20 protein-coding genes are annotated in these 21,198 nt (G+C 66.5%); 6 read left to right on the top strand and 14 right to left on the bottom strand.

Going from position 1 to position 21,198, the window contains the following annotated elements; all coding sequences use genetic code 11:
* Positions 1-37: 37 nt before the first annotated feature.
* Positions 38-202: a hypothetical protein gene (locus tag QGN32_RS14455; RefSeq protein WP_156431547.1), complete on the top strand. Its 165-nt coding sequence runs from the start codon at positions 38-40 to the stop codon at positions 200-202.
* Complete coding sequence (locus QGN32_RS14450; protein ID WP_326545060.1) at positions 203-1,684, top strand: alpha,alpha-trehalose-phosphate synthase (UDP-forming); 1,482 nt, start codon at positions 203-205, stop codon at positions 1,682-1,684.
* On the opposite strand, the gene QGN32_RS14445 is transcribed toward QGN32_RS14450, so the two are convergent.
* From QGN32_RS14445 to QGN32_RS14390, 12 genes are all read right to left on the bottom strand, one after another.
* Positions 1,671-2,156, bottom strand: a complete 486-nt coding sequence (locus QGN32_RS14445; protein WP_326545059.1) for a mammalian cell entry protein — start codon at positions 2,154-2,156, stop codon at positions 1,671-1,673. The genes QGN32_RS14450 and QGN32_RS14445 overlap by 14 nt on opposite strands.
* Entirely contained in the window at positions 2,156-2,839 is a 684-nt protein-coding gene (locus QGN32_RS14440; RefSeq protein WP_326545058.1) for an Rv1363c family protein, read from the bottom strand. The genes QGN32_RS14445 and QGN32_RS14440 overlap by 1 nt, the downstream gene beginning before the upstream one ends.
* On the bottom strand, positions 2,839-4,566 hold the full coding sequence (locus QGN32_RS14435) for a virulence factor Mce family protein (protein WP_326545057.1): 1,728 nt from the start codon (positions 4,564-4,566) through the stop codon (positions 2,839-2,841). The genes QGN32_RS14440 and QGN32_RS14435 overlap by 1 nt, the downstream gene beginning before the upstream one ends.
* On the bottom strand, positions 4,567-5,727 hold the full coding sequence (locus tag QGN32_RS14430; protein ID WP_326545056.1) for an MCE family protein: 1,161 nt from the start codon (positions 5,725-5,727) through the stop codon (positions 4,567-4,569).
* On the bottom strand, positions 5,724-7,106 hold the full coding sequence (locus tag QGN32_RS14425; protein WP_326545055.1) for an MCE family protein: 1,383 nt from the start codon (positions 7,104-7,106) through the stop codon (positions 5,724-5,726). Before QGN32_RS14425 ends, QGN32_RS14430 begins: the two co-directional genes overlap by 4 nt.
* Positions 7,103-8,164: a virulence factor Mce family protein gene (locus QGN32_RS14420; RefSeq protein ID WP_326545054.1), complete on the bottom strand. Its 1,062-nt coding sequence runs from the start codon at positions 8,162-8,164 to the stop codon at positions 7,103-7,105. The genes QGN32_RS14425 and QGN32_RS14420 overlap by 4 nt, the downstream gene beginning before the upstream one ends.
* Positions 8,154-9,191: an MCE family protein gene (locus QGN32_RS14415; RefSeq protein WP_326545053.1), complete on the bottom strand. Its 1,038-nt coding sequence runs from the start codon at positions 9,189-9,191 to the stop codon at positions 8,154-8,156. Before QGN32_RS14415 ends, QGN32_RS14420 begins: the two co-directional genes overlap by 11 nt.
* Complete coding sequence (locus tag QGN32_RS14410; protein ID WP_326545052.1) at positions 9,191-10,393, bottom strand: MCE family protein; 1,203 nt, start codon at positions 10,391-10,393, stop codon at positions 9,191-9,193. The genes QGN32_RS14415 and QGN32_RS14410 overlap by 1 nt, the downstream gene beginning before the upstream one ends.
* A gap of 9 nt (positions 10,394-10,402) precedes the next feature.
* Positions 10,403-11,245 (bottom strand): MlaE family ABC transporter permease, encoded by an 843-nt coding sequence (locus tag QGN32_RS14405; RefSeq protein WP_326549076.1) that lies wholly within the window; start codon positions 11,243-11,245, stop codon positions 10,403-10,405.
* 88 nt (positions 11,246-11,333) lie between these two features.
* Complete coding sequence (locus QGN32_RS14400; protein WP_326545051.1) at positions 11,334-12,098, bottom strand: MlaE family ABC transporter permease; 765 nt, start codon at positions 12,096-12,098, stop codon at positions 11,334-11,336.
* Between the two features lie 272 nt (positions 12,099-12,370).
* Positions 12,371-13,288: a 3-oxoacyl-ACP reductase gene (locus QGN32_RS14395; protein WP_326545050.1), complete on the bottom strand. Its 918-nt coding sequence runs from the start codon at positions 13,286-13,288 to the stop codon at positions 12,371-12,373.
* Positions 13,289-13,333: 45 nt separating this feature from the next.
* Positions 13,334-13,525: a ferredoxin gene (locus QGN32_RS14390; protein WP_326545049.1), complete on the bottom strand. Its 192-nt coding sequence runs from the start codon at positions 13,523-13,525 to the stop codon at positions 13,334-13,336.
* A 145-nt stretch (positions 13,526-13,670) separates the two neighbouring features.
* Here QGN32_RS14390 and QGN32_RS14385 point away from each other — a divergent pair, with 145 nt between their 5' ends.
* From QGN32_RS14385 to fadD17, 3 genes are read left to right on the top strand one after another with little or no spacing between them, the layout of a single operon-like run.
* Positions 13,671-14,861, top strand: a complete 1,191-nt coding sequence (locus QGN32_RS14385; RefSeq protein ID WP_326545048.1) for an acyl-CoA dehydrogenase family protein — start codon at positions 13,671-13,673, stop codon at positions 14,859-14,861.
* 8 nt (positions 14,862-14,869) lie between these two features.
* Positions 14,870-15,967: an acyl-CoA dehydrogenase family protein gene (locus tag QGN32_RS14380; protein ID WP_326545047.1), complete on the top strand. Its 1,098-nt coding sequence runs from the start codon at positions 14,870-14,872 to the stop codon at positions 15,965-15,967.
* A gap of 1 nt (position 15,968) precedes the next feature.
* Positions 15,969-17,474, top strand: coding sequence for a long-chain-fatty-acid--CoA ligase FadD17 (fadD17, locus tag QGN32_RS14375; RefSeq protein ID WP_326545046.1), 1,506 nt, complete (start codon positions 15,969-15,971; stop codon positions 17,472-17,474).
* Between the two features lie 29 nt (positions 17,475-17,503).
* On the opposite strand, the gene QGN32_RS14370 is transcribed toward fadD17, so the two are convergent.
* Together QGN32_RS14370 and QGN32_RS14365 are read right to left on the bottom strand one after the other, a co-directional pair.
* A complete protein-coding gene (locus QGN32_RS14370) occupies positions 17,504-18,634 on the bottom strand; it encodes an NAD(P)H-dependent flavin oxidoreductase (protein ID WP_326545045.1) in 1,131 nt (376 codons plus the stop codon).
* Positions 18,634-20,304: an acyl-CoA synthetase gene (locus QGN32_RS14365; protein WP_326549075.1), complete on the bottom strand. Its 1,671-nt coding sequence runs from the start codon at positions 20,302-20,304 to the stop codon at positions 18,634-18,636. Before QGN32_RS14365 ends, QGN32_RS14370 begins: the two co-directional genes overlap by 1 nt.
* A 33-nt stretch (positions 20,305-20,337) precedes the next feature.
* On the opposite strand from QGN32_RS14365, the gene QGN32_RS14360 reads away from it, so the two are divergent.
* A complete protein-coding gene (locus QGN32_RS14360) occupies positions 20,338-21,138 on the top strand; it encodes a crotonase/enoyl-CoA hydratase family protein (protein ID WP_326545044.1) in 801 nt (266 codons plus the stop codon).
* Positions 21,139-21,198 lie beyond the last annotated feature (60 nt).

Raw genomic sequence — 21,198 nt, 5'->3', positions numbered from 1 at the left:
GGCCCGAACCGGTGGCGCTTTCGCCTACAGTTGACGTATGCCTGCCAAATCAGATCCCGCCGAGCTCGGCGACGTCGAACCGCTCGCCGACAGCACTGCCCGCCAGGCGCGGCGCGTGGTCGCCGCGTACGCGAAAGACGCCGAGGAATGCCGGGTGTTTCTGTCGATGCTCGGCATTGGGCCGTCGAAGCTCGAGGCGTAAGTGAGTCCGGGGGGCGGTCCGCGGGCCGGCTCCGGTAACGCCGAGTTCGTGGTGGTGGCCAACCGGCTGCCGATCGACATGGAGCGCCTGCCCGACGGCAGCACCACCTGGAAGAGAAGTCCCGGCGGGTTGGTGACGGCTCTGGAACCGCTGCTGCGCCGTCGGCGGGGCGCGTGGATCGGTTGGCCCGGTTTACCCGACGCCGACGATGAGCCGATCCAGCAGGACGACATGACGCTCTGCCCGGTCAAGCTGTCCGCCGATGACGTCGCCGAGTACTACGAAGGCTTCTCCAACGCGACGCTGTGGCCGCTCTACCACGACGTGATCGTCAAGCCGATCTACCACCGCGAGTGGTGGGACACCTACGTCGAGGTGAACCGGCGGTTCGCGGAAACCACCGCGAAGCACGCCGCACAGGACGCGACCGTCTGGGTCCAGGATTACCAGCTGCAGTTGGTTCCCAAGATGTTGCGCACGCTGCGCCCGGACCTGACCATCGGCTTCTTCCTGCACATCCCGTTCCCGCCGGTCGAGTTGTTCATGCAGATGCCATGGCGCACCGAGATCATCGAAGGCTTGCTCGGCGCAGACCTCGTCGGCTTCCACCTGCCTGGCGGTGCGCAGAACTTCCTCATCCTGGCGCGACGGCTGGTGGGCGCCAACACCTCCCGTGCGACGATCGGCGTCCGCTCGCGGTTCGGTGAGATCGATGTCGGCTTCCGCACCGTGAAGGTCGGCGCCTTTCCGATCTCCATCGACTCGACGGCTCTCGACCAGCAGGCGCGCTCCCGGTCGATTCGACAGCGCGCCAAGGAGATTCGCGACGAACTGGGCCATCCCCGCAAGATCCTGCTGGGTGTCGACCGGCTGGACTACACGAAGGGCATCGACGTCCGGCTCAGGGCATTCACCGAACTGCTCGCGGAGGGCCGGGTCAACCGCGAGGACACTGTGTTCGTCCAGCTTGCGACACCGAGTCGGGAGCGGGTCGAGAGCTACATCGAGATGCGCCAGGACATCGAACGCCAAGTCGGCCATATCAACGGCGAGTACGGCGAGGTAGGCCATCCCATCGTGCACTACCTGCACCGACCGGTGCCGCGCGAGGAGTTGATCGCGTTCTTCGTCGCGGCAGACGTCATGCTGGTGACCCCGTTGCGCGACGGGATGAACCTCGTCGCCAAGGAGTACGTCGCGTGCCGCAGTGACTTGGGCGGCGCACTGGTGCTCAGCGAGTTCACCGGCGCCGCAGCGGAATTACGCCAGGCCTACCTCGCCAACCCGCATCACCTCGAGGGTGTCAAGGACGCCATCGAGGCCGCGCTGAACCAGTCGCCGGACGAGGGCAGGCGGCGGATGCGGGCGCTGCGCCGGCAGGTGCTGGCGCACGACGTCGACCGCTGGGCGCGGGCTTTCCTCGAGGCGCTCACCTCGCCGGAGTTCACCGGCGAGGAACCGGCTTCGGCTAAATCGGAGTGATGTACTGGATCAGCCACTTGTCGTCGACCTTCTGATAGTCGACACGCAAGCGGCTGCCGTCGTATATCGGCTCCTTGGACTTGTCGGTGACCGTGCGGTTGAGATACACCATCACCGAGGCTGATTCGCGATGTGCGGTCAGCACACCCACCCCGACCACGTGCGCTTGGCTGACCAACTGGCGCTCCCGCGCCTGCGGGATGATGTCTCTGTCGGCGCGGTCGCGGAACTCCTGGCGATAGCTCGGGGTCAGCATCGGATAGACCTCGTTGAGCGTGCGTTCGACGGTCTGATAGTCGTAGCCGAAGACCTTGGGAATCTGTTGCTCGGCCAACGGCCCGAGCTCCGCGCGCGCGGCCTGTTCGCCGCGCTGCTCGACGCGATCCCAGTACAGCCCACCGCCGACACCGGCCAACGCGACGAAGGCTGCTGCCAAAAGCACCGACAATGCAGCGACGAGACGACGCAACATCAGTTCCCGCCATCGGGGTACTTGAGGTCGTACGCCGTCATGTGACCGTTGTCGTCCTCGTGCACGATGACCCGCAACCGATACGGTTGCGACGGTTGGTTGTTGCCGTCCAGGTCCGTCACCGTGACCCGTGCCGACACCAGCACCGCCGCGTTGTTCGCGACCTCGTCGACCTTTTCCAGCGCCGCGCCGTTGATCACGGCTTCCGCGCTGGCGTTGGTGTCGCGGAACAGCAGCTTGAGGTTCTCGGTGTTGTTGCCTTCAGTCATCATCGCGCGCAGCGGTCCGCTGGTGTTGTTGACGAACCGGTCGACGCTGGCGTCGATGGTGTCCTGGTCGTAGCTGAACATGTTCACCACCAGCTGCGATGCCGTGTCGACGAAACGCTGCTCGCGCGACTGGGCCGCCTGCGCGTCCCGCTGTTGGGTGACCATCAGCGCGGTCAGCCCCGCCATCACCGCTGTCGCGACGACGGCGGCGGCCAAGAACAAGGCCGCGACCAGCTTCCGGTTCGGCTGCCTGCGCGGCGGCGCCGCCGGCCTGGCCAGCCGGACCGTGACCGGTCTGGGCGTTTCGACCCGGACAGCCGTCGCCGTCGCGCCACCGGCCGCCGGACCGGCCGCACGCGACGCGCGTCGACGCCCCCTCGGCATGGTGTCCGTCGAAGCCACGTCTTCCGTCATTACGCCTGCCTTGGAGCCAGCATCAGATCAACCCAGTTCTCTGCAGGCGCCAGTTTGTCAGTACCGGCCGCGATGACGCCAGTTCCGCCCTCGGGGTCGACGAACTTGCCGTTCTGGTCGTAGGTGGCGATGCGCGGGCCGGCCCCTGGCCCGGACGCCATCGGCGGAGCCTCCGCGGGCAGCGGCGCACCGCCAGCGGGTGGTGGCGGCGCGGGGCCCGCCGGCGGCGGGGGTGGCGTCCGGCCGTAGGGCGGCACCACGTGATCCGGAGGGCTGAAGAAGGGCCACGCCGGGGGCAGGGTCTGCTGGACCTGGTTCGGGGGCACCGGCAACGGGAACGGTGCGTGCGGAGCGGGGCCGGGGCCCGGCGGGATACCGGGCGGCAACTGCACCACCGGCGGGCCGGGATCCGGGTCCACCTGCGGCGGGATGTACGGGAACTTGTTCGGCGGCAGGATGTTCCGGCCGTCTTCAGGGGTATCGTCCTCCATCACGTCCATCGGCGTGCCGAGTGGCACCGGCGGACCCCGCCACGGGTTGTTGCCGATCGGGACGTACCCGCGGGGGTCCCGGCACAGCTGCACGGTCGGAGCGCGCTTGCCCGGGAACTCCTGACACGGATAGTTGCGCGCACCCCGCACCACGGCAGGGTCGTTCTGCGGCGTCTTGCAGTACAGGTCCTTTGGCAGCTCACGCAGCGACTCGTCGGCGGGCGAGCGCATCTCGCTGGGCGGGACGAACCCGGTCAGGCACGGCGGCGGGTCCTGCAGGTCGATCTTGAAGTCCAGCTTGCCGCCCTCGTCGGCGGGCAGGCCGCCGCCGACGGTCAGCAGGGCCGCCATCAACGCGGGGAACACCACGAGCGAGTGCTCGAGCGACTTGCGGTAGATGACGCCGATCCGCCCGAAGTTCGCGAGGTTGGCCGCCAGCACCGGGAACGACGGCCGGATGCCGCTGAACAACTCGTTGGCCTCGGCCGTCGCGCCGGGAACGGTCTGCAGCGTCGAGCGCAACTGCGGGTCGGCGTTGGCCACCTCGGTGGTGAAGCGGGCCAACCCGTCGGCCAGCGAGCGGATGTCGTCGCCGCTGCGGATCTGCGCGTCCAGGAACGGACCCGCCTGGTCGATGAGTTGGTTCACCTGCCCGTAGTTGGCGTTGGCCTCGTCGACGAGCAACCGCGCCGACTGGATCATCCGCGCCAGTTCGGGTCCGGATCCGTTGAACGCCTTGAAGGTTTCCCGCAGCAGGTCCTCGAGCCGGCTGTTGTCGACGCTGGTGACGAGATTCTGGGCCTCCTGCAGCAGGCCCGCGATGTCCTGGCCGATCGCGGTGCGATCCACCCCGATGTTGGACCCGTCGCGCAGCTTGGCGCTCGACGCGTCTTCGGGCGGCACCAGGTCGATGTACTGCTCGCCGACCGCGGACACGCTCTTGACCGTCGCGGTGACGTTCGCAGGTACCGGCGTGCCGCTGTTGAGGCGCATCTTGGCGATGACACTGTCGTCGGTGAGCCCGACCGACTCGACGCGGCCGATCGTCACCCCCCGGTACGTCACGTTGGCGTTCTCGTACAGCCCGCCGCCCGCAACGAAATTCGCGGTCACGCGGTAGGTGCCGATACCGACGGCGGCGGGCAACTGCAGGTAGAAGATCGAGATCGCGCCGACGGTCAGCACGGTGACGATCGCGAAGATCGACAGCTGGAAACGGGTGAGGCGGGACAGCATCTAGGGGCCCTCCCCGTGCTGGGTCGCCGTGCCCGGCGGGATCTTGAACGGGTCGGCGGCCTGCCCGGACAGATTCGCCAGCGAGCCCGTCATGAAGTCCGGCGGGGTGATCACCTCGTGCATCCGCTTCATGTTGGGATCGAGGCCCCACGAGGTGGTGAAGACCGACTCACCGGTGCGGCGCAAGGTCAGGTCGAAAGTGGTGTACACGTTCAGGTAGTCACCACGGACCGCATTGCGCAAGTACTTGTAGTGGAAGGGGAACGTCGGCAACAGTTCCAGGTCCTTGATGAAGTAATCGGCATTGTCGTTGAACGCCTTGATCACCGGGTAGAGGTCCTTGAAGTCGGCCGCGAAGTCGTCCTTGGTCTGCTCCAGGATGCGCGATGCGACCGTCGCGAAGCTGCGCAGCGCGGTGAACGCGTCGACGATGTTGGCGCGGTTGTCGTTGAGCACCTTCAGCGCCTCGGGCAGGCTGTCCAGTGTGCGGCCGAGGCTGTCTTTGCTGCGGGCGAGGATGCCGGCGAACCGGTCCAGACCCTCCATCGCCGCGATGATGTCGTTCGTCTGCCGGTCCAGCGAACCAGTCAGCTCGGCAAGCCGGGGAACCAGGTCTTTGAACTGGCCCTGCCGCCCCGCGATCGCGTTGTAGGTCTCGTCGGTGATGTCCTGCAGCGCACCGAGATTGCCCTTGTTGACCACGACACCGAGCGAGGCCAGGACCTCTTCGGTGGTCGGATAGCGACCGGTGCGGTCGAGCGGGATGTGCGAGCCGTTCGTCAGCTCTCCGACGCCCGGGCCGTCGGCGGGTGAGGACAGTTCGATGTGCTGCGAGCCGAGCAGAGAGGTTTGGGCCACCTTCGCGGTGGCGTTCTCCGGCAGGTTGACGTTGCCGTCCAGCGACAGCTGAACCGCGGCGTAGAACGTACCGTCGTCGCGTTGCACCGCCTCGATTCCCGAAACACTCCCCACGGTGACGTCATCGACCATCACCGGCGAGTTCTGCGGGAGCGTCGACACATCGGGCAATTCCACGGTGATCTTGTACGAACCGGCGCCGTGTCCGGCGGTACCGGGCATGTTGAGCGAGTTCAGCCCGCCGAACGAGCAGCCCGCCAACAGCACGGCCAGCGACGGGATCGCGAGCACCTTGCGGATCATGAGCCACCCCCGTCGGCCGGCAGGGGCACGGGCTCGGGTGCGGGCGCCGGCGCGTCGGCGTTGGGACCGCCGGCGTGCGAGGTCCCCTCCGGCGCGGGCGGCACAAGCAGCGAGCTCAGATCCATGTCCGCCGAAACCTGCGGCGGGTTCACGCCCGGCGCCGGTTGCCATTGCAGGTACGGCACCGGCGTCCTGGCCTTCGCCTCCGTTTCCGGGGTGTCGTAGATGACCTGTCCCTTGTACGCGGTGATGCTGTTGATCGGGTGGAACAGCACGGGTGGGAAGTTCATCGCGATGCGCTTGAAGACCGGGCCCATGCGCTGGCGGCAGATCTCGGTTCGCTTGAAGTTCTCCGGGGTCGGGGCCGCCTCGAACGCGCCGCCGCAGATGAACTGCACCGGGTTGGCGAAGTTCGGCAGCGTCAGCAGGCCACCCACGGTGCCCTGGGCCGGGTTGTAGATGTTGTAGAAGTTGGACAGGCCGTTGGGCGTGATGTGCAGGATCTGCTCGATGTCGTCGCTGCGCTCGGTCAGGATGCTGGTGAAGTCGGTGAGCTTGTTCACCTGCTCGATCAGCGCCCCGTTGCTCTCGTTGAGGAATCCCCGGACGTCGGCCAGCGCCTGGTTGAGCGTGCCCAGCGTGTTGTCGAGATCGGCCGAACTGTCCGCCAGCACTTGCGATACCGAGGCGACGTGGTTGGAGAACTGCACGATCTGCTCGTTGCTGTTCGACAGCGCGTTGATCAACACCTGCAGGTTGCGGATGGTGCCGAAGAGATCGGTGCGCGAGTCGCCAAGCCGGCCCGCGGTCTGCGAAAGTTCGCGCAGCGCTTGGCGGAACGAGTCACCGTTGCCGTCGAAAGTGTCCGCGGCCTGGTTCACGACCGCGGCCAGCGGCCCCTCCACCGACCCCGGCTTCGGTCCGAGTTGTGCGCTCAACTGGGTGAGCTGCTCTTTGACCTCGTCCCACTCGACCGGCACCGCGGTGCGGTCCAGGCCGATCTCTGCGCCGTCGGCCATCGCCGTGCCCCCGGTGTAGGCAGGCGTGAGCTGAACGAACCTGGCGGCCACCAGGTTCGGCGCGATCACGAGCGCCTTCGCGTCGGCAGGCACCTGTACGCCGTGGTCCAGCGTCATGGTGACCTTCACGTCGCCGGCTCGCGGTTCGATCGAGTCGATCGTCCCGACCGGCACTCCGACGATGCGGACGTCGTCTCCCGGGTAGAGCCCCACCGCGGAGGTGAAGTAGGCGGTCAGCTTGTTGCCGACCCGCGTCGGCCACACCAGGTACACGCCCACGGCCAGCGTGACCACCAGCACAGCGGCCAGCGTCGGCCGCAGCCACCGGCTGCGGGTCAGGGTCGAAGTGGTCTGCGTCATGGCGACTTCGGCCTAATGATCAGGCGCTCGGAGATGTACCCGCGCAGCATGTCGGCGAGGCTGTCCGGCAGCTTGCCGGGCTGGAAGTAGACGTCGAGGAGCACCTCGGCGATCGGTGCCGGCGGCAAACCGTAGAGGTTGATCTGGAAGCCGGGACCCGACCCGACCACCTCGCCCAGTGCGGTGGCGTAGGGCGGCAGCCGTTCGAGCGCCTCGCTGATGTGTTCGCGACGCTCGAGAAGGTTGTCCATCACCAGGTTCAGCTTCTCCAGCGCGGGCTTGAACTCGCGGCGATTGTCGGCGACGAAACCGGAAATCTGTTGTGACACGTCGTCGATACCCGCGATGAGATTGCTCAGCGCCTGGCGCCGCTCGTCGAGGGCGGCGAACAGGAGGTTGCCGTCGACGATCAGCTGATTCACCTGGCCGGCGCGTTGCGCCAGGGTGTCGGAGACCCGCTTGGCATGTCCCAGCAGTTGTTTGAGCGCCTCGTCCCGCTTGTTGAGGCTGCGCGACAAATTCGCCACCCCGTCCAGCGCACCGCGAAGCTGCGGTGTGGCCTCCCGCAGCGAGTCGGTCAGCGTCGCAAGCGCCTGCTCGAACCGGGGCTTGTCCAGCTCGCTGGCGTTCTCGCCCAGGTCCTGCAGCGCCGTGTTCAACGTATACGGGGTCGTGGTGCGGCCCAGCGGGATGACCGTCGATTCGCCGCCGCCTCGCGGTGTCACCGCCAGCGACTTCTCGCCGAGGACCGTGTCGGTCTTGATCGCGACCATGGACTGATCGCCGATCTTGACGTCGCGGTCGACGGTGAACGTCACCTTCGCGGTGTCTCCGGCCAATTCGACGCCGGTGACCTTGCCGACACTGATTCCCGACACGTTGACGCCGCTGCCGGGCGTGATGCCACCCGCGTCGGTGAAGTACGCCTCGTAGGGCTTGCCCTGCGGGAAGAACGGCAGGGTGCTGTAGCCGAACGACACCAGCACCAGGCACACCACCAGGAAGATGCCGAAGATGCCGGTGCGCAACGGATTCGAATCATCGGGTCTACTCGACATTCGGCGCACACCTCCCCTTTGACGGGTCCGGCGGACCACCCAGCGGGATCAGGATGTCGCTGCCCGCCGGACCGTTGATCTTCAGTCGCGTCGAGCAGTAGAAGATGTTGAAGAACGAACCGTAGGCGCCAAGAGCGTTGAGCCGCAGATAGTTTTCGGCCAGCGGCTCGATCACCTTGTTGACGTCGGCCTTGCGCTCGTCCAGCCGCTGCGCCAGGGGCCGCGCGTTCTCGATGACACCCTGCACCGGCCTGCGGGACTTCTGCAGCATGTCGGTGAGGTCGTTCTCCGCCGATGCGAGCGGACCGATGGCGCCGGCGATCGGATCGCGTCCCTCGGCCAGGCCCGTGATGAGCTTCTGCAGTTGGTCGACGCTGGCGTCGAACTGCGCGCCCTTCTCGTCGACGGCGCCGAGCACGGTGTTGAGGTGGCTGATGACATCGCCGATGAGCTGGTCCCTGGCCGCGAGGTTCTGGGTGAATGCGCTGGTGGTGGACAACAGATTCGACAGCGCACCGCCCTGGCCCTGCAACAACTCGATGACCGCGTTGCTGACCTCGTTGACCTTCTGGCCGTCGAGGCCCTTGAGCACCGGCTTCAGGCCGCCGAGTAGCGCGTCGAGATCGAGCGCCGGCGCCGTGTTCTCCTTCGGGATCGTGCTGCCCGGCGGTAGCTTCCGCAGGTCGCCCGGGCCCGAGGTGATCTCCAGGTACCGGTCCCCCACCAGGTTCTCGTACCGCACCACCGCGCGCGTCGAGGTGTAGAGCTGGTAGCGGTCGTCGACGTCGAAGGCGACGTCGACCGTGTTGTCGGGGTTGAGCTTCACGTCGCCCACGGTGCCGACCGGCACGCCGGCGATCCGCACGTCCTGGCCCGCCTTCAACCGGGAGGCGTCGGTGAAGGTCGCGTGATACCCCTTCTCCGCGGTGAACCGGAACTCGCCGAACACCACGACCAGCCCCGCAGCCACCAACACCATGACCACGGTGAAGATGCTGACGTTGACCAACGTCTTGTCGACCCGCATTAGAAGTCGTCCCGTTCTGCGAACGCCCCGTTGAACAGCCACTGCAGAGTCGATGGCGCGTCGAACTGCAGCTCCGTATTCGGCTCGTACGGGACATACGCGTTGTCGGTGACCAGGAACGGGGTGCGATACCACGATCCGCCGAACTGCTTGCTCGGAACATCCGGCAGGCCACGGCAATTCGGACCGCCGGTGGCGTTGACGATGGGCAGGCTCTCGGGATACGTGTAACCCGGTGAGCCGGGCAAGAAGTTCGACGCGACGAACAGACCGGGGCGGATGCCTCCGATGACCGGGGCGAACCGGTCGACCGCCAGCGCGGTGCCCTTCAGCAGGCAGCCGAACTCCGGTGAATACTCGCCGGCCACCTTCAGCGGCGCCCGCAGCCGTTGGATCGCAGCGATGTAGTCGTCCTCGGCCGGTTCGAGGGTGGCGGTACCGTTGTCGGCGAGCCCGATCGCAGCCAACAGCGTCGCGTTGAGGTTGTCCTTCTCGTCGACGATCGTGTCGCTGATCGCGGGGGCATTGTCGAGGATGCGCGCCAGGTCGGGTCCGGCGTCGCCGTAGATGTCGGCCACCACGGCGGTCTTGCGCAGATCCTCCTGCAGGGTCGGCAGCTTCGGATTGAGTTGCTGCAGATAGTAGTTCAGACCTGCCAGCGTGGCCCCCAGATCGTCGCCGTTGCCGCGCAGACCTTCTCCCAACGCGCTGAGGGTGGCGTTCAGGTTGACCGGGTCGATCTTGTCGAGCACGTCGGACAACGTCTGGAACAGCGTGTTGACCTCCAACTGCACATCCTTGGCGGCAACAGTGGCGCCGGGCTTCAGCGGCCGTCCCGACGGCTCGGCGGGCGGAAGGAACTCGACGGACTTGGCACCGAAAACCGTTGTGCTGCCGATGCGCACACCGGCGTTGGACGGGATGTAGCGCATTTCGCCACGGTTGATGGCCAGTGTCAGTTTGGCTTCGTTCCCGGCGTATTCGATCGACTTGACCTTGCCGACCTGGACCCCCCGGTATTTGACCTTGGCGTCTCGTTCCATGACCAGACCCGCGCGCGGAGAAGTCACGCTGACGGTGTCTACCGGAGTGAAGGCCGCGGTGTACGCCAGGTAGGTGAACACGGTCGCGGCCAGCAGGATCGCGGCCAGGATCGCCGCGGCGATCCTCACATGGCTGCGCTTGGCCTCACCGTCTGACATCGTCCCGACCTACCCGGAGAGGTTGAAGTTGCCGGACGCGCCGTAGACGGCGAGCGAGATGAACAGGGTGATGGTGACGACGACGATGAGCGAGGTCCGTACCGCCTGCCCCACCGCGACGCCGACACCGACGGGGCCGCCGGAGGCGTTGTAGCCGTAGTAGGTGTGCACCAGCATGACCGCGATCGCCATGACGATCGCCTGGAGGAACGACCACAGCAGATCCGTCGGCACCAGGAAGGTGTCGAAGTAGTGGTCGTACAACCCGGCCGACTGATTGTTGATGAACACCGTGGTGAACCGGGCGGCGAAGAACGCGGCCAACACAGACAGCGAGTACAGCGGGATGATCGCGACCATCCCGGCCATCAGGCGGGTGGAGACCAGGTACGACACGGAGTGCACTGCCATCGACTCCACGGCGTCGATCTCCTCGGACACCCGCATGGCGCCGAGTTGGGCGGTGGTACCCGCGCCGATCGTCGCCGCCAACGCGATGCCCGCGATCACCGGGGCGACGATGCGGACGTTGAGGAAGGCCGACAGGAACCCGGTCAGCGCCTCGATGCCGATGTTACCCAACGACGAGTAGCCCTGAACGGCAATGACGCCGCCCGACGCCAAGGTCAAAAACGCGGCGACGCCGACGGTGCCACCGATCATCACCAGCGCGCCGGTGCCCATCGTCATCTCGGCGATGTTGCGGATGGTCTCCTTGCGGTACCGCCTGACGGCGTTGGGCAGATACCGCATCGTCTCGCCGTAGAAGAGCGCCTGTTCACCGATGCCGTCGACGACCTTGGGCACACCGCTGAACAAGCGGCGGAATCGGACCGTGCCGTCGTAACTCATGGTCGTCTCTTCTTCGCGCAAGCGCTCATCAATCGTCTCTTCTTCGCGCAAGCGCTCATCAATCGTCTCTTCTTCGCGCAAGCGCTCATCATCGGTCCAGCACCCTCACCCCGACCGCGGTCATCACCACGTTGATGACGAACAGGCAGATGAACGCGTAGACGACGGTTTCGTTGACCGCGATGCCGACGCCCTTGGGACCACCCTTCACCGTCAAGCCGCGGTAACAGCCCACCAGGCCGGCCACCACCCCGAACAGCAAAGCCTTGATCTCCGCCATCACCAGCTCGCCCAGACCCGTCAGGACCGTCAGCCCATTGATGAAGGCGCCCGGGTTGACGCCCTGCAGGAAGACCGAGAACACGTAGCCCCCGGACAGGCCGATGAGGCACACCAGACCGTTCAGCATCAGCGCGACGAACGTCGAGGCGAGGACGCGTGGCACCACCAACCGCTGAATCGGGTCGATGCCCAACACGCGCATCGCGTCGATCTCCTCGCGGATGGTGCGTGCGCCGAGGTCCGCACAGATGGCGGTCGCGCCGGCGCCCGCCACCACCAGCACGGTCACCACGGGCCCGAGCTGAGTGATGGTGCCGAATGCGGTGCCCGCCCCGGACAGGTCGGCCGCACCGATTTCGCGAAGCAGGATATTGAGGGTGAAAGCGACCAGCACGGTGAACGGGATGGCCACCAGCAGCGTCGGAACCAGCGAGACGCGTGCGATCATCCAGGTCTGGTCGAGGAACTCCCGGAACTGAAACGGCCGCCGAAAGGTCTTGGCGAACGTATCGAAGGACATTTCGACGAACCCGCCCACGGCCCGAGCCGGAGCCGCGAGCTGTTCGATCAACCTTGGCTCCGTTCTCGGGGGGCGGGATGTTCGGCGCGCAGTGGTCGTGGCGAAGAGGTGAAACCCGTTGTCACGGCGGGTTTCAGACCCCTTGGCTAAGCGTTGCTCTCGATGAGCCGGATCATACTAACTAGAACACGTTCGCAGTGTCAAAGGACCTTTATTAGAGTTCAAATTGTGACTTTTGCGCAGGTCAAGACAGGTGTGATCTAGCTCATTCTAGAACGTGTTCTAGTAACGCAAAGCCCTGACGAGTACGGTCGAAAGTCTTGCTAGTTCATCAGCGCGGTCGCCGAGAAACTCTTCTGCGGATCCCGCTCAGCAAAGTACCCCCGAAGTGTCTCGGACAGCTCCGAGGGATCCCAGGCGTCGGATTCGGCGCTGAATTGCGCCTCGGCCGTCGGCGCTGCCACCAGTGTCACCGTTGGACCGTAGACGATGAACAGCTGCCCGTTAACCCCTTCGGCCGCGGGCGAGGCCAGGAAACGGACCAAGTTCACGACATGCTCGGGCGACAGCGGGTCGATCTGCCCCTCCGCCAACTCCGGCTCTTCGCCGAACACGCCCGCGGTCATCGCGGTCCTAGCGCGCGGCGCGATGGCGTTGGCCCGCACACCGTAGCGTTCGAGCGCCCGCGCCATCGACAGCGTCAGCGCGGTGATGCCCGCCTTGGCCGCGCCGTAGTTGGCCTGGCCGACCGGGCCTACCAGCCCGGCTTCCGAGGACGTGTTGATGACCCGGCCGTAGACCTGGCCGGCCCCATCTGCTCCGTTTTCCTTCGCTTTCGCCCGCCAGTACGTGGCGGCGTTGCGGGTCAGCAGGAAGTGTCCGCGCAGATGCACGGCGATCACCGCGTCCCAGTCCTCGTCGGACATGTTGAACAACATGCGATCGCGGGTGATGCCGGCATTGTTGACGACGATGCCGAGGCCGCCGAGGCCCTCGGCGGTCACGACCAGTTCGTCGGCCGTCGACCGCTCGCTGATGTCACCCGCGACCGCGACGCCCTTGGCTCCTGCGGCGGAGATCTCGTCGAGCACGTCGGACTTGTCCAACGCGGCGGCGATGTCGTTGACGACGACGGTGGCTCCCGCCCGGGCGAGGCCGATTGCCTCGGCACGGCCCAACCCGGCAGCCGCGCCGGTCACCACCGCAACGCGGCCGGACAGGTCATTGGGGTCTGTGCTCATGCCACTCCTCGAACGCCCGGTTTCGTCCTCAATTTATGAATACCTCTAGTCTCGGCGATTCAGGGCAGCGCGCGGACACTCCGTGATCGCCTGCTCGGCCAGGTCCTCCTGGTCGGCAGGCACGGGATCGGCCTTCACCACCGCATAATCCTCGTCATCGAGAGCGAACAGGTCGGGCGCGATTCCCACGCAGACGGCGTTGCCCTCGCACCGGTCACGGTCCACTTCCACCCTCATCACAACCTCCTCGCGGTCAGAGCTGCTCCGAGCCCAGTGTGTCACCGGCCTGGACCCCAAGACTAGAACGTGTTACAACCGGGGGTGAATCGGGGCTGCCCCCCGGTGTGCCACTTCGTGCCTCTACAGAAGTTAGGACAAGGCGATGCGGATCGGCTACACCCCAGAGCAAGATGAGCTGCGCCGCGAGCTGCGCTCCTACTTCAGCAAGCTGATGACGCCTGAACGCGCGGAGGCGCTGGCATCCAACGACGGGGAGATGGGGCGCGGCAACGTCTACCGCGAAACCGTCGCGCAGATGGGCAAGGACGGCTGGCTGACGTTGTCGTGGCCCAAGGAGTTCGGCGGCCAGGAGCGTCCGCCCATCGATGGTCTGATCTTCAACGACGAGGCCGCGATCGCGAATGTGCCCGTCCCGTTCCTGACCATCAACAGCGTGGCGCCGACCATCATGGCGTTCGGCACCGACGAGCAGAAGAAGTTCTTCCTGCCCAGGATCGCGTCGGGTGATCTGCACTTCTCGATCGGCTATTCGGAACCGGGCGCGGGCACCGATCTCGCGTCGCTGCGCACCACCGCGGTCCGGGATGACTCAGGCACCGGGGACTACGTGATCAACGGCCAGAAGATGTGGACGAGCCTCATCGCCTACGCGGACTACGTCTGGCTGGCCGCGCGCACGAACCCCGAGGCCAAGAAGCACCGGGGAATCTCGATGCTGATCGTGCCCACCACCGCGGAGGGCTTCTCCTGGACGCCGGTGCACACCATGGCCGGCGTCGACACCAGCGCCACGTACTACCAGGACGTGCGGGTGCCGGTGACCAACCTGGTCGGCGAGGAGAACGCCGGCTGGAAGCTGGTCACCAACCAGCTCAATCACGAGCGCGTCGCGCTGGTATCGGCGCAACCGATCTTCCTGGCGCTCAACGGCGTTCGCGAGTGGGCCCAGAACACCAAGGACGTGCATGGCAACCGCCTCATCGACTCGGAGTGGGTGCAGCTCAACCTGGCCCGGGTGCACGCCAAGGCCGAGGTGCTCAAGCTGATCAACTGGGAGCTGGCGTCCACGGAGGAAGCGGCGCCGTCACCGGCGGACGCATCGGCGGCCAAGGTCTACGGCACCGAGCTGGCCACCGAGGCCTACCGTCTGCTGATGGAGGTCCTCGGCACGGCGGCCACGCTTCGCCCCGGCACGCCGGGAGCGCTGCTGCGCGGACGGGTCGAGCGGATGCACCGCAGCTGCCTCATCCTGACCTTCGGCGGCGGCACCAACGAGATTCAGCGCGACATCATCGGCATGGTCGCGCTCGGCCTGCCCCGGGTCAACCGATAGGAATCGTCATGGATTTCAAGACAACCGAAGCCTCCGAAGACCTCGGCGGGCTGGTCCGCACCATCGCCGATTCGGTCGTCACCCCGGAGCGCCAGCGCGAACTCGACGGTCTCGAGCAGAGATTCGACCATGCGCTGTGGGGCAAGCTGATCGCGGCCGACGTGCTTTCGGCCGCTTCCCCGGAGGCGTTGGGCGGCGGCGGGTTCGGCGTGTTGGAGCAGGTGGCCGTACTGGTCGCGCTCGGTAGGCAACTGTGCGCGGCGCCGTATCTCGAGTCGGTCGTGCTGGGTGCGGGCGTCCTGGCCGAGTTCGGCTCCGGCGCGCTGCAACAGGAGTGGGCGGTGCCCGCGGTCAAGGGCGACAAGGTCCTCACCGTCGCGCTCGACGGTGAGATGGGCCAAGGTCCGGTCCAGGCGCAGCCGAACGGCTCCGGCCACCGGCTCACCGGGTCTCGCACCCAGGTGCCCTACGGTCCCGTCGCCGACGCATTTCTGATCCCGGCCGAAACCGATTCGGGCACCAAGGTTTTCCTCGTCGCGGCGGGGGACGCCGGCGTGGCGATCGAGTCGTTGAGCACCACCGGCCACGGCAGCATCGGGCATCTGGAGTTGCAGGGCGTTGAGGTGGGTGCCGACCGCGTCATCGGCGACGGCTCTGTCGCCGCTTGGCTCAGTGTTCGAGCGAGCCTGGGCCGCAGCGCATTCCAGCTCGGGGTGCTCGAGCGTGCGCTGGAGCTCACCGCAGCGTACGCGCGCGAACGCGAGCAGTTCGACCGACCGATCGGCAGCTTTCAGGCGGTGTCGTCCCGGCTGGCCGACGGCTACATCGACGTCAAGGCGCTCCGGCTGACGCTGACCCAGGCGGCCTGGCGGCTGTCCGAGGGCCTTCCCGCCGAGATCGACGTCAGCACCGCGGCATTCTGGGCCGCCGACGCCGGCCACCGTGTCGCCCACACCACGGTGCACGTGCACGGTGGCGTGGGAATCGACACCGACCACCCGGTGCACCGGTACTTCCTGGCGGCCAAGCAGACGGAGTTCGCGGTCGGCGGCGCCACCGGCCAACTGTTGCGCATCGGCCGGGAACTGGCCGACACGCCCGCGTGATGTGAGCGGGCTGCCCACGGTCTCCGAACTGCTGACGCCGCTGTCCGACGTCGACGATCGCGGCGTGTATTTCGAGGAGACGTTCACCACCTGGCGTGACCATCTCCGGTACGGCGCCGCCGTCGCCGCCGCATTGCGCACGCGCCTGGATCCCGACCGGCCGCCCCACGTCGGGGTGTTGCTGCAGAACACGCCGTTCTTCTCGGCCGTGCTGGTGGCCGCGGGGTTGACGGGCATCGTGCCGGTCGGGCTCAATCCGGTCCGCCGCGGCGCGGCGCTGCAGCGCGACATCACCCATGCGGACTGTCAACTGGTACTGGCGGATTCGGCATCGCTCGAGCTGGTCGGTGATATCGGCCATGTCGACGTCGACTCGCCGCAGTGGGCGGCGGAGGTCGCGAGTTTTGCCGATCAGCCCGTCGTGGTGCGCCACGCCGATCCGGGGGACCTGTTCATGCTGATCTACACCTCGGGCACCAGCGGTGACCCGAAGGCGGTCAAGTGCAGCCAGGGCAAGGTCGCGGTCGCGGGCGTGACGATGACCCAACGCTTCGACCTCGGCCCCAGGGACGTCTGCTACGTGTCGATGCCGCTGTTCCACTCCAATGCGGTGCTGGTCGGGTGGGCCGTGGCATTGGCATCGCAAGGCTCGTTGGCGTTGCGCAGCAAGTTCTCTGCGTCACAGTTCCTACCCGACGTCCGCCGCTTCGGTGTGACGTACGCGAACTATGTGGGCAAGCCGCTGTCGTATGTCCTGGCGACACCCGAACTGCCCGACGACGCCGACAATCCGCTGCGCGCGGTGTACGGCAACGAGGGTGCGCCCGCCGATATCGAGCGGTTCGCCAAGCGGTTCGGCACGGTGGTGATGGACGGGTTCGGGTCGACCGAGGGCGGTATTGCGATCGCTCGCACCCCCGACACCCCGCCGGGTTCGTTGGGTCCGCTGCCGCCCGGGACCGAGATCGTCGACGTCGACACCGGCGAGCCCTGCCCTGCGGGTGTGACGGGCGAGCTTGTGAACGTCTCGGACGCAGGGCGATTCGAGGGTTACTACAACGATCCGCAGGCCGATGCCGAGCGGATGCGCGGCGGCATGTATCACAGCGGCGACCTGGCCTACCGCGACGAAAACGGCTACGTGTACTTCGCGGGCCGACTCGGCGACTGGATGCGTGTCGACGGCGAGAACCTCGGTTCGGCGCCCATCGAGCGGGTGCTGCTGCGGCATCCCGATGTGGTCGAGGCCGCGGCCTACGGAATCCCGGCGCCCGACATCGGCGATCAGGTGATGGCGGCGGTGACGTTGACCGACGACACCGTGTTCGACCCGGACCAGTTCCGCGAATTCCTTGCGGCACAACCCGATCTCGGGCCTAAACAGTGGCCGTCGTTCGTTCGGGTGAGCGCAGCACTGCCTCGCACGGAGACCTTCAAGGTCATCAAGCGGCAGCTGTCGGCCGAAGGCACGGACTGCGCCGATCCGGTGTATCGGATTCCGCGCTGACGGCCATCACCACTGCGTCGAACGGCTGGTCAGTTTCCGCGGATGTCGTCGAGGCGGCGCGTCGCCTCTTCGAAGCCGGAGACCAACTCGGTGATGATGTCGGCGACGGGGCGGATCTCGTTCATCCGGCCGACGATCTGGCCGACCGGCATCGCCACGGTGTCGGGATCGTCCGACTCGTTCATCCGTTGGTGCGCCTCGCTGACGAGGATGTTCTGCAGTGGCATCGGCAGCGGCTCGGGCGCATCGGGGGCATCCCAGGCATCGGTCCACTTCGTCTTCAGCAGGCGCGCAGGCTTTCCCGTATAGATGCGGCGCCGCACCGTGTCGGCCGAGGTGGCCTTCAGCAGGCCCTCCTGGATCGTCGAGACCCCGCTGGGTTTGCGGTGCCCGAGGTCGTATTCGGCAGCCGTCAGGAACGCCGAACCCATCCACACCCCCGAGGCCCCCAATGCCAGCGCCGCGGCCACCTGCCGGCCCGTTCCTATTCCACCGGCCGCCAGCACGGGGGTTTGATGGCCAAGCGCGCGCAGCCCGTCGACGATTTCCGGCCACAGCACCATCGAACCGATCTCGCCGGTGTGACCGCCCGCCTCGTGCCCCTGCGCCACCACGATGTCCACGCCGTTCTCTACATGGCGCTGAGCATGTTTGGCGCTGCCGGCCAGCGCGGCGACGGGAACACCCGCCGCATGCACCTGGTCGATGACGTCCTTCGGCGGCGAACCGAGCGCGTTGGCTATCAGCTTGATCGGGTGTTTGAGCGCGACCTCGACATGCGAGCGCGCCACCGAGTGTAGCCAGCCGAGCACGCCCTCCTTGCGTTCCTCGTCTTCGGGCAGCGGTGGAACTCCAAGGTCGACAAGCGTTTTGGTGACGAAATCGCGGTGGCTCTGCGGGATCAGCTCGTCGATGTCGACCGCGGTACCCTCCTGCGGCACCTTCGCGGGCATGACCACATCGACGCCGTAGGGCTTGCCGTCGGTGTTCTCGTCCATCCAGTCCAGGACATCGTCGAGATCGTCGGCCGAGTTGAACCGCACGCAGCCCAGCACCCCGAGCCCGCCCGCCTTGCTGACCGCGGCGGCGACCTTCTCCGACGGCGTGAAGACGAAGATCGGATATTCGATGCCGAAGCGGTCACACAGGTCGGTTCTCATCACTTCACCGCCGCGTGCTTCCCATTCACCTCGTCGGCCGGCCGTTCCTCAGTGGTGTCTTTGGCCCACCGGTAGTCGGGCTTGCCCGCGGGCGAGCGCTTGATTTTGTCGACATACCAAAGGCTGCGTGGCACCTTATATCCGGCGATCTCCTTACGCACGAACGCGTCGAGCTCGGCCAGCGTCGGGCGGGCGCCCTCGCGGGGATGCACGACGGCGGCCACGCACTGGCCGTACCGTTCGTCGGGCACACCGACCACCAAGGCGTCGAATACCGCGGGGTGGCCCTTGAGCGCGGCCTCCACCTCCTCGGGATAGACCTTCTCCCCGCCGGTGTTGATCGACACCGACCCGCGACCCAGCATCGTGACGGTGCCGTCCTCCTCGACGGTGGCGTAGTCGCCGGGGATCGCATAGCGCACGCCGTTGATCGTCCGGAAGGTCTCGGCGGTCTTCTTCTCGTCCTTGTAGTAGCCGACCGGGATACGTCCGCGCTTGGCGATGATTCCCCTTACGCCGGAGCCGGGCTTCACCTCGTTGCCCTCGTCGTCGAGCACCACCGTCTTCTTGTCGATGCTGACCCGTGGACCGCCGGTGTTCGACTGGCCCTTGGCCACGATGCTGGTGCCGCCGAACCCGGTCTCGGACGACCCGATCGAGTCGGTGATCACGCGGTTGGGCAGCAACTCGAGCAGCTTCTCCTTGATGCTGGAGCTGAACAGCGCGGCGGTGCTGGCCAACAAGAACAAGCTCGACAGGTCGTGCTCCGCGTCCTTCAGCGCGTCGAGCAGGGGTCGGCCCATCGCGTCGCCGGTGAAGAACAGCAGGTTCACCTTGTGCTTCTCGACGGTGCGCCAGACCTCGTCGGGCTCGAATTCCGGTGCCAGGACGATGGTTCCGCCGGAGAACAACGCCATCCACGTGGCCGACTGGGTTGCGCCGTGGATCATCGGCGGGATGGGGTAGCGGATCATCGGGGGGCCGGCGGCCGCCTGCTTGGCCAGGTCGTGTTCGTCCTGGAGTTCCTCACCCGTCGCAAAGTCGGTGCCGCCGAACAACACCCGATAGATGTCCTCGTGACGCCACATCACCCCCTTGGGGAAGCCTGTGGTGCCACCGGTGTAGAGCAGGTAGATGTCGTCCTCGCTGCGCGGGCCGAAATCGCGCTCGGGCGAACCCTGTTCGAGGGCCGAGTAGAACTCGACGCCGCCGTAGCGCTCGAAGTCGTCGTCGGACCCGTCCTCCACCACCAGAACGGTCTTGACGAGCGGCGTCTCGGGCAGCACATTCGCGACCCGGTCGGCATATCGGCGTTCATGCACCAGCGCCACCATGTCGGAGTTCTCGAACAGGTAGCGCAGCTCGCCCTCGACGTAGCGGAAGTTGACGTTGACCAGGATGGCGCCGGCCTTGACGACGCCGAGCATCGCGATCACGATCTCGATGCGGTTGCGGCAGTACAGCCCGACCTTGTCGTCCTTCTTGACGCCGTGGTCGATCAAGTAGTGGGCCAATCGGTTGGCCTTCTCCTCCAACTGGGCGTAGGTGAGCTGCTCGTCGCCGCAGATCAGGGCGACACGGTCTGGCACGGCGTCGATGGCGTGCTCGGCAAGGTCAGCGATGTTCAGGGCCACGGAACCTAAACTAGAACGTGTTACATTTCCAGACAAGTCTGTGGCACCGACGCTGGAAGGCGAACATCTGTGAGTGAGCCCGAGAAGGGTCCCGACGCCCTCATTGAGCAGCGCGGACACACCCTGATCCTGACCCTGAACCGGCCCGAGGCGCGCAACGCGCTGTCCACCGAGATGCTCTCGATCATGGTGGAGGCATGGGACCGCGTGGACAACGATCCCGAGATCCGCACCTGCATCCTCACCGGTGCGGGCGGCTACTTCTGTGCGGGCATGGACCTCAAGGCCGCGACGGCCAAGCCGCCGGGCGACTCGTTCTCCGACGGCAGCTACGACCCGTCGCGCATCGACGCGCTGCTGAAGGGCCGACGCCTCAAGAAGCCGTTGATCGCCGCGGTCGAGGGCCCCGCCATCGCGGGCGGCACCGAGATCCTCCAGGGCACGGACATCCGCGTCGCCGGCGAGAGCGCGAAATTCGGTATCTCCGAGGCCAAGTGGAGTCTCTACCCGATGGGCGGGTCCGCGGTCCGCCTGGTACGCCAGATCCCGTACACCATCGCGTGCGATCTGCTGCTGACCGGACGCCACATCACCGCCGCCGAGGCCAAGGAGTACGGGCTGATCGGCTACGTGGTGCCCGACGGCACCGCGCTGGACAAGGCGCTGGAGATCGCCGAGGTGATCAACAACAACGGGCCGCTGGCCGTGCAGGCGATCCTCAAGACGATCCGCGAGACCGAGGGCATGCACGAGGAAGAGGCGTTCAAGCCGGATACCGCCAACGGCATCCCGGTGTTCCTCAGCGAGGACGCCAAGGAGGGCCCGCGGGCGTTCAAGGAGAAGCGGGCCCCGAACTTCCAGATGAGATAGCTTGAGCATCGGCCGCCATTTGTGAAATCTGGGCGGTTTTCGGACCGGATTTCCGCCCAC

Origin of the sequence: Mycolicibacterium sp. ND9-15 (assembly GCF_035918395.1) — a bacterium.
GTDB lineage: Bacteria > Actinomycetota > Actinomycetes > Mycobacteriales > Mycobacteriaceae > Mycobacterium.
This window is presented reverse-complemented; position numbering and strand designations above follow the sequence as displayed.

Coding starts and splice junctions, on each gene's coding strand:
- QGN32_RS14455 (WP_156431547.1), top strand. CDS start 38: ATGCCTGCCAAATCAGATCCCGCCGAGCTCGGCGACGTCGAACCGCTC.
- QGN32_RS14445 (WP_326545059.1), bottom strand. CDS start 2,156: ATGTTGCGTCGTCTCGTCGCTGCATTGTCGGTGCTTTTGGCAGCAGCC.
- QGN32_RS14440 (WP_326545058.1), bottom strand. CDS start 2,839: ATGACGGAAGACGTGGCTTCGACGGACACCATGCCGAGGGGGCGTCGA.
- QGN32_RS14435 (WP_326545057.1), bottom strand. CDS start 4,566: ATGCTGTCCCGCCTCACCCGTTTCCAGCTGTCGATCTTCGCGATCGTC.
- QGN32_RS14430 (WP_326545056.1), bottom strand. CDS start 5,727: ATGATCCGCAAGGTGCTCGCGATCCCGTCGCTGGCCGTGCTGTTGGCG.
- QGN32_RS14425 (WP_326545055.1), bottom strand. CDS start 7,106: ATGACGCAGACCACTTCGACCCTGACCCGCAGCCGGTGGCTGCGGCCG.
- QGN32_RS14420 (WP_326545054.1), bottom strand. CDS start 8,164: ATGTCGAGTAGACCCGATGATTCGAATCCGTTGCGCACCGGCATCTTC.
- QGN32_RS14415 (WP_326545053.1), bottom strand. CDS start 9,191: ATGCGGGTCGACAAGACGTTGGTCAACGTCAGCATCTTCACCGTGGTC.
- QGN32_RS14410 (WP_326545052.1), bottom strand. CDS start 10,393: ATGTCAGACGGTGAGGCCAAGCGCAGCCATGTGAGGATCGCCGCGGCG.
- QGN32_RS14405 (WP_326549076.1), bottom strand. CDS start 11,245: ATGAGTTACGACGGCACGGTCCGATTCCGCCGCTTGTTCAGCGGTGTG.
- QGN32_RS14395 (WP_326545050.1), bottom strand. CDS start 13,288: ATGAGCACAGACCCCAATGACCTGTCCGGCCGCGTTGCGGTGGTGACC.
- QGN32_RS14390 (WP_326545049.1), bottom strand. CDS start 13,525: ATGAGGGTGGAAGTGGACCGTGACCGGTGCGAGGGCAACGCCGTCTGC.
- QGN32_RS14385 (WP_326545048.1), top strand. CDS start 13,671: ATGCGGATCGGCTACACCCCAGAGCAAGATGAGCTGCGCCGCGAGCTG.
- QGN32_RS14380 (WP_326545047.1), top strand. CDS start 14,870: ATGGATTTCAAGACAACCGAAGCCTCCGAAGACCTCGGCGGGCTGGTC.
- QGN32_RS14370 (WP_326545045.1), bottom strand. CDS start 18,634: ATGAGAACCGACCTGTGTGACCGCTTCGGCATCGAATATCCGATCTTC.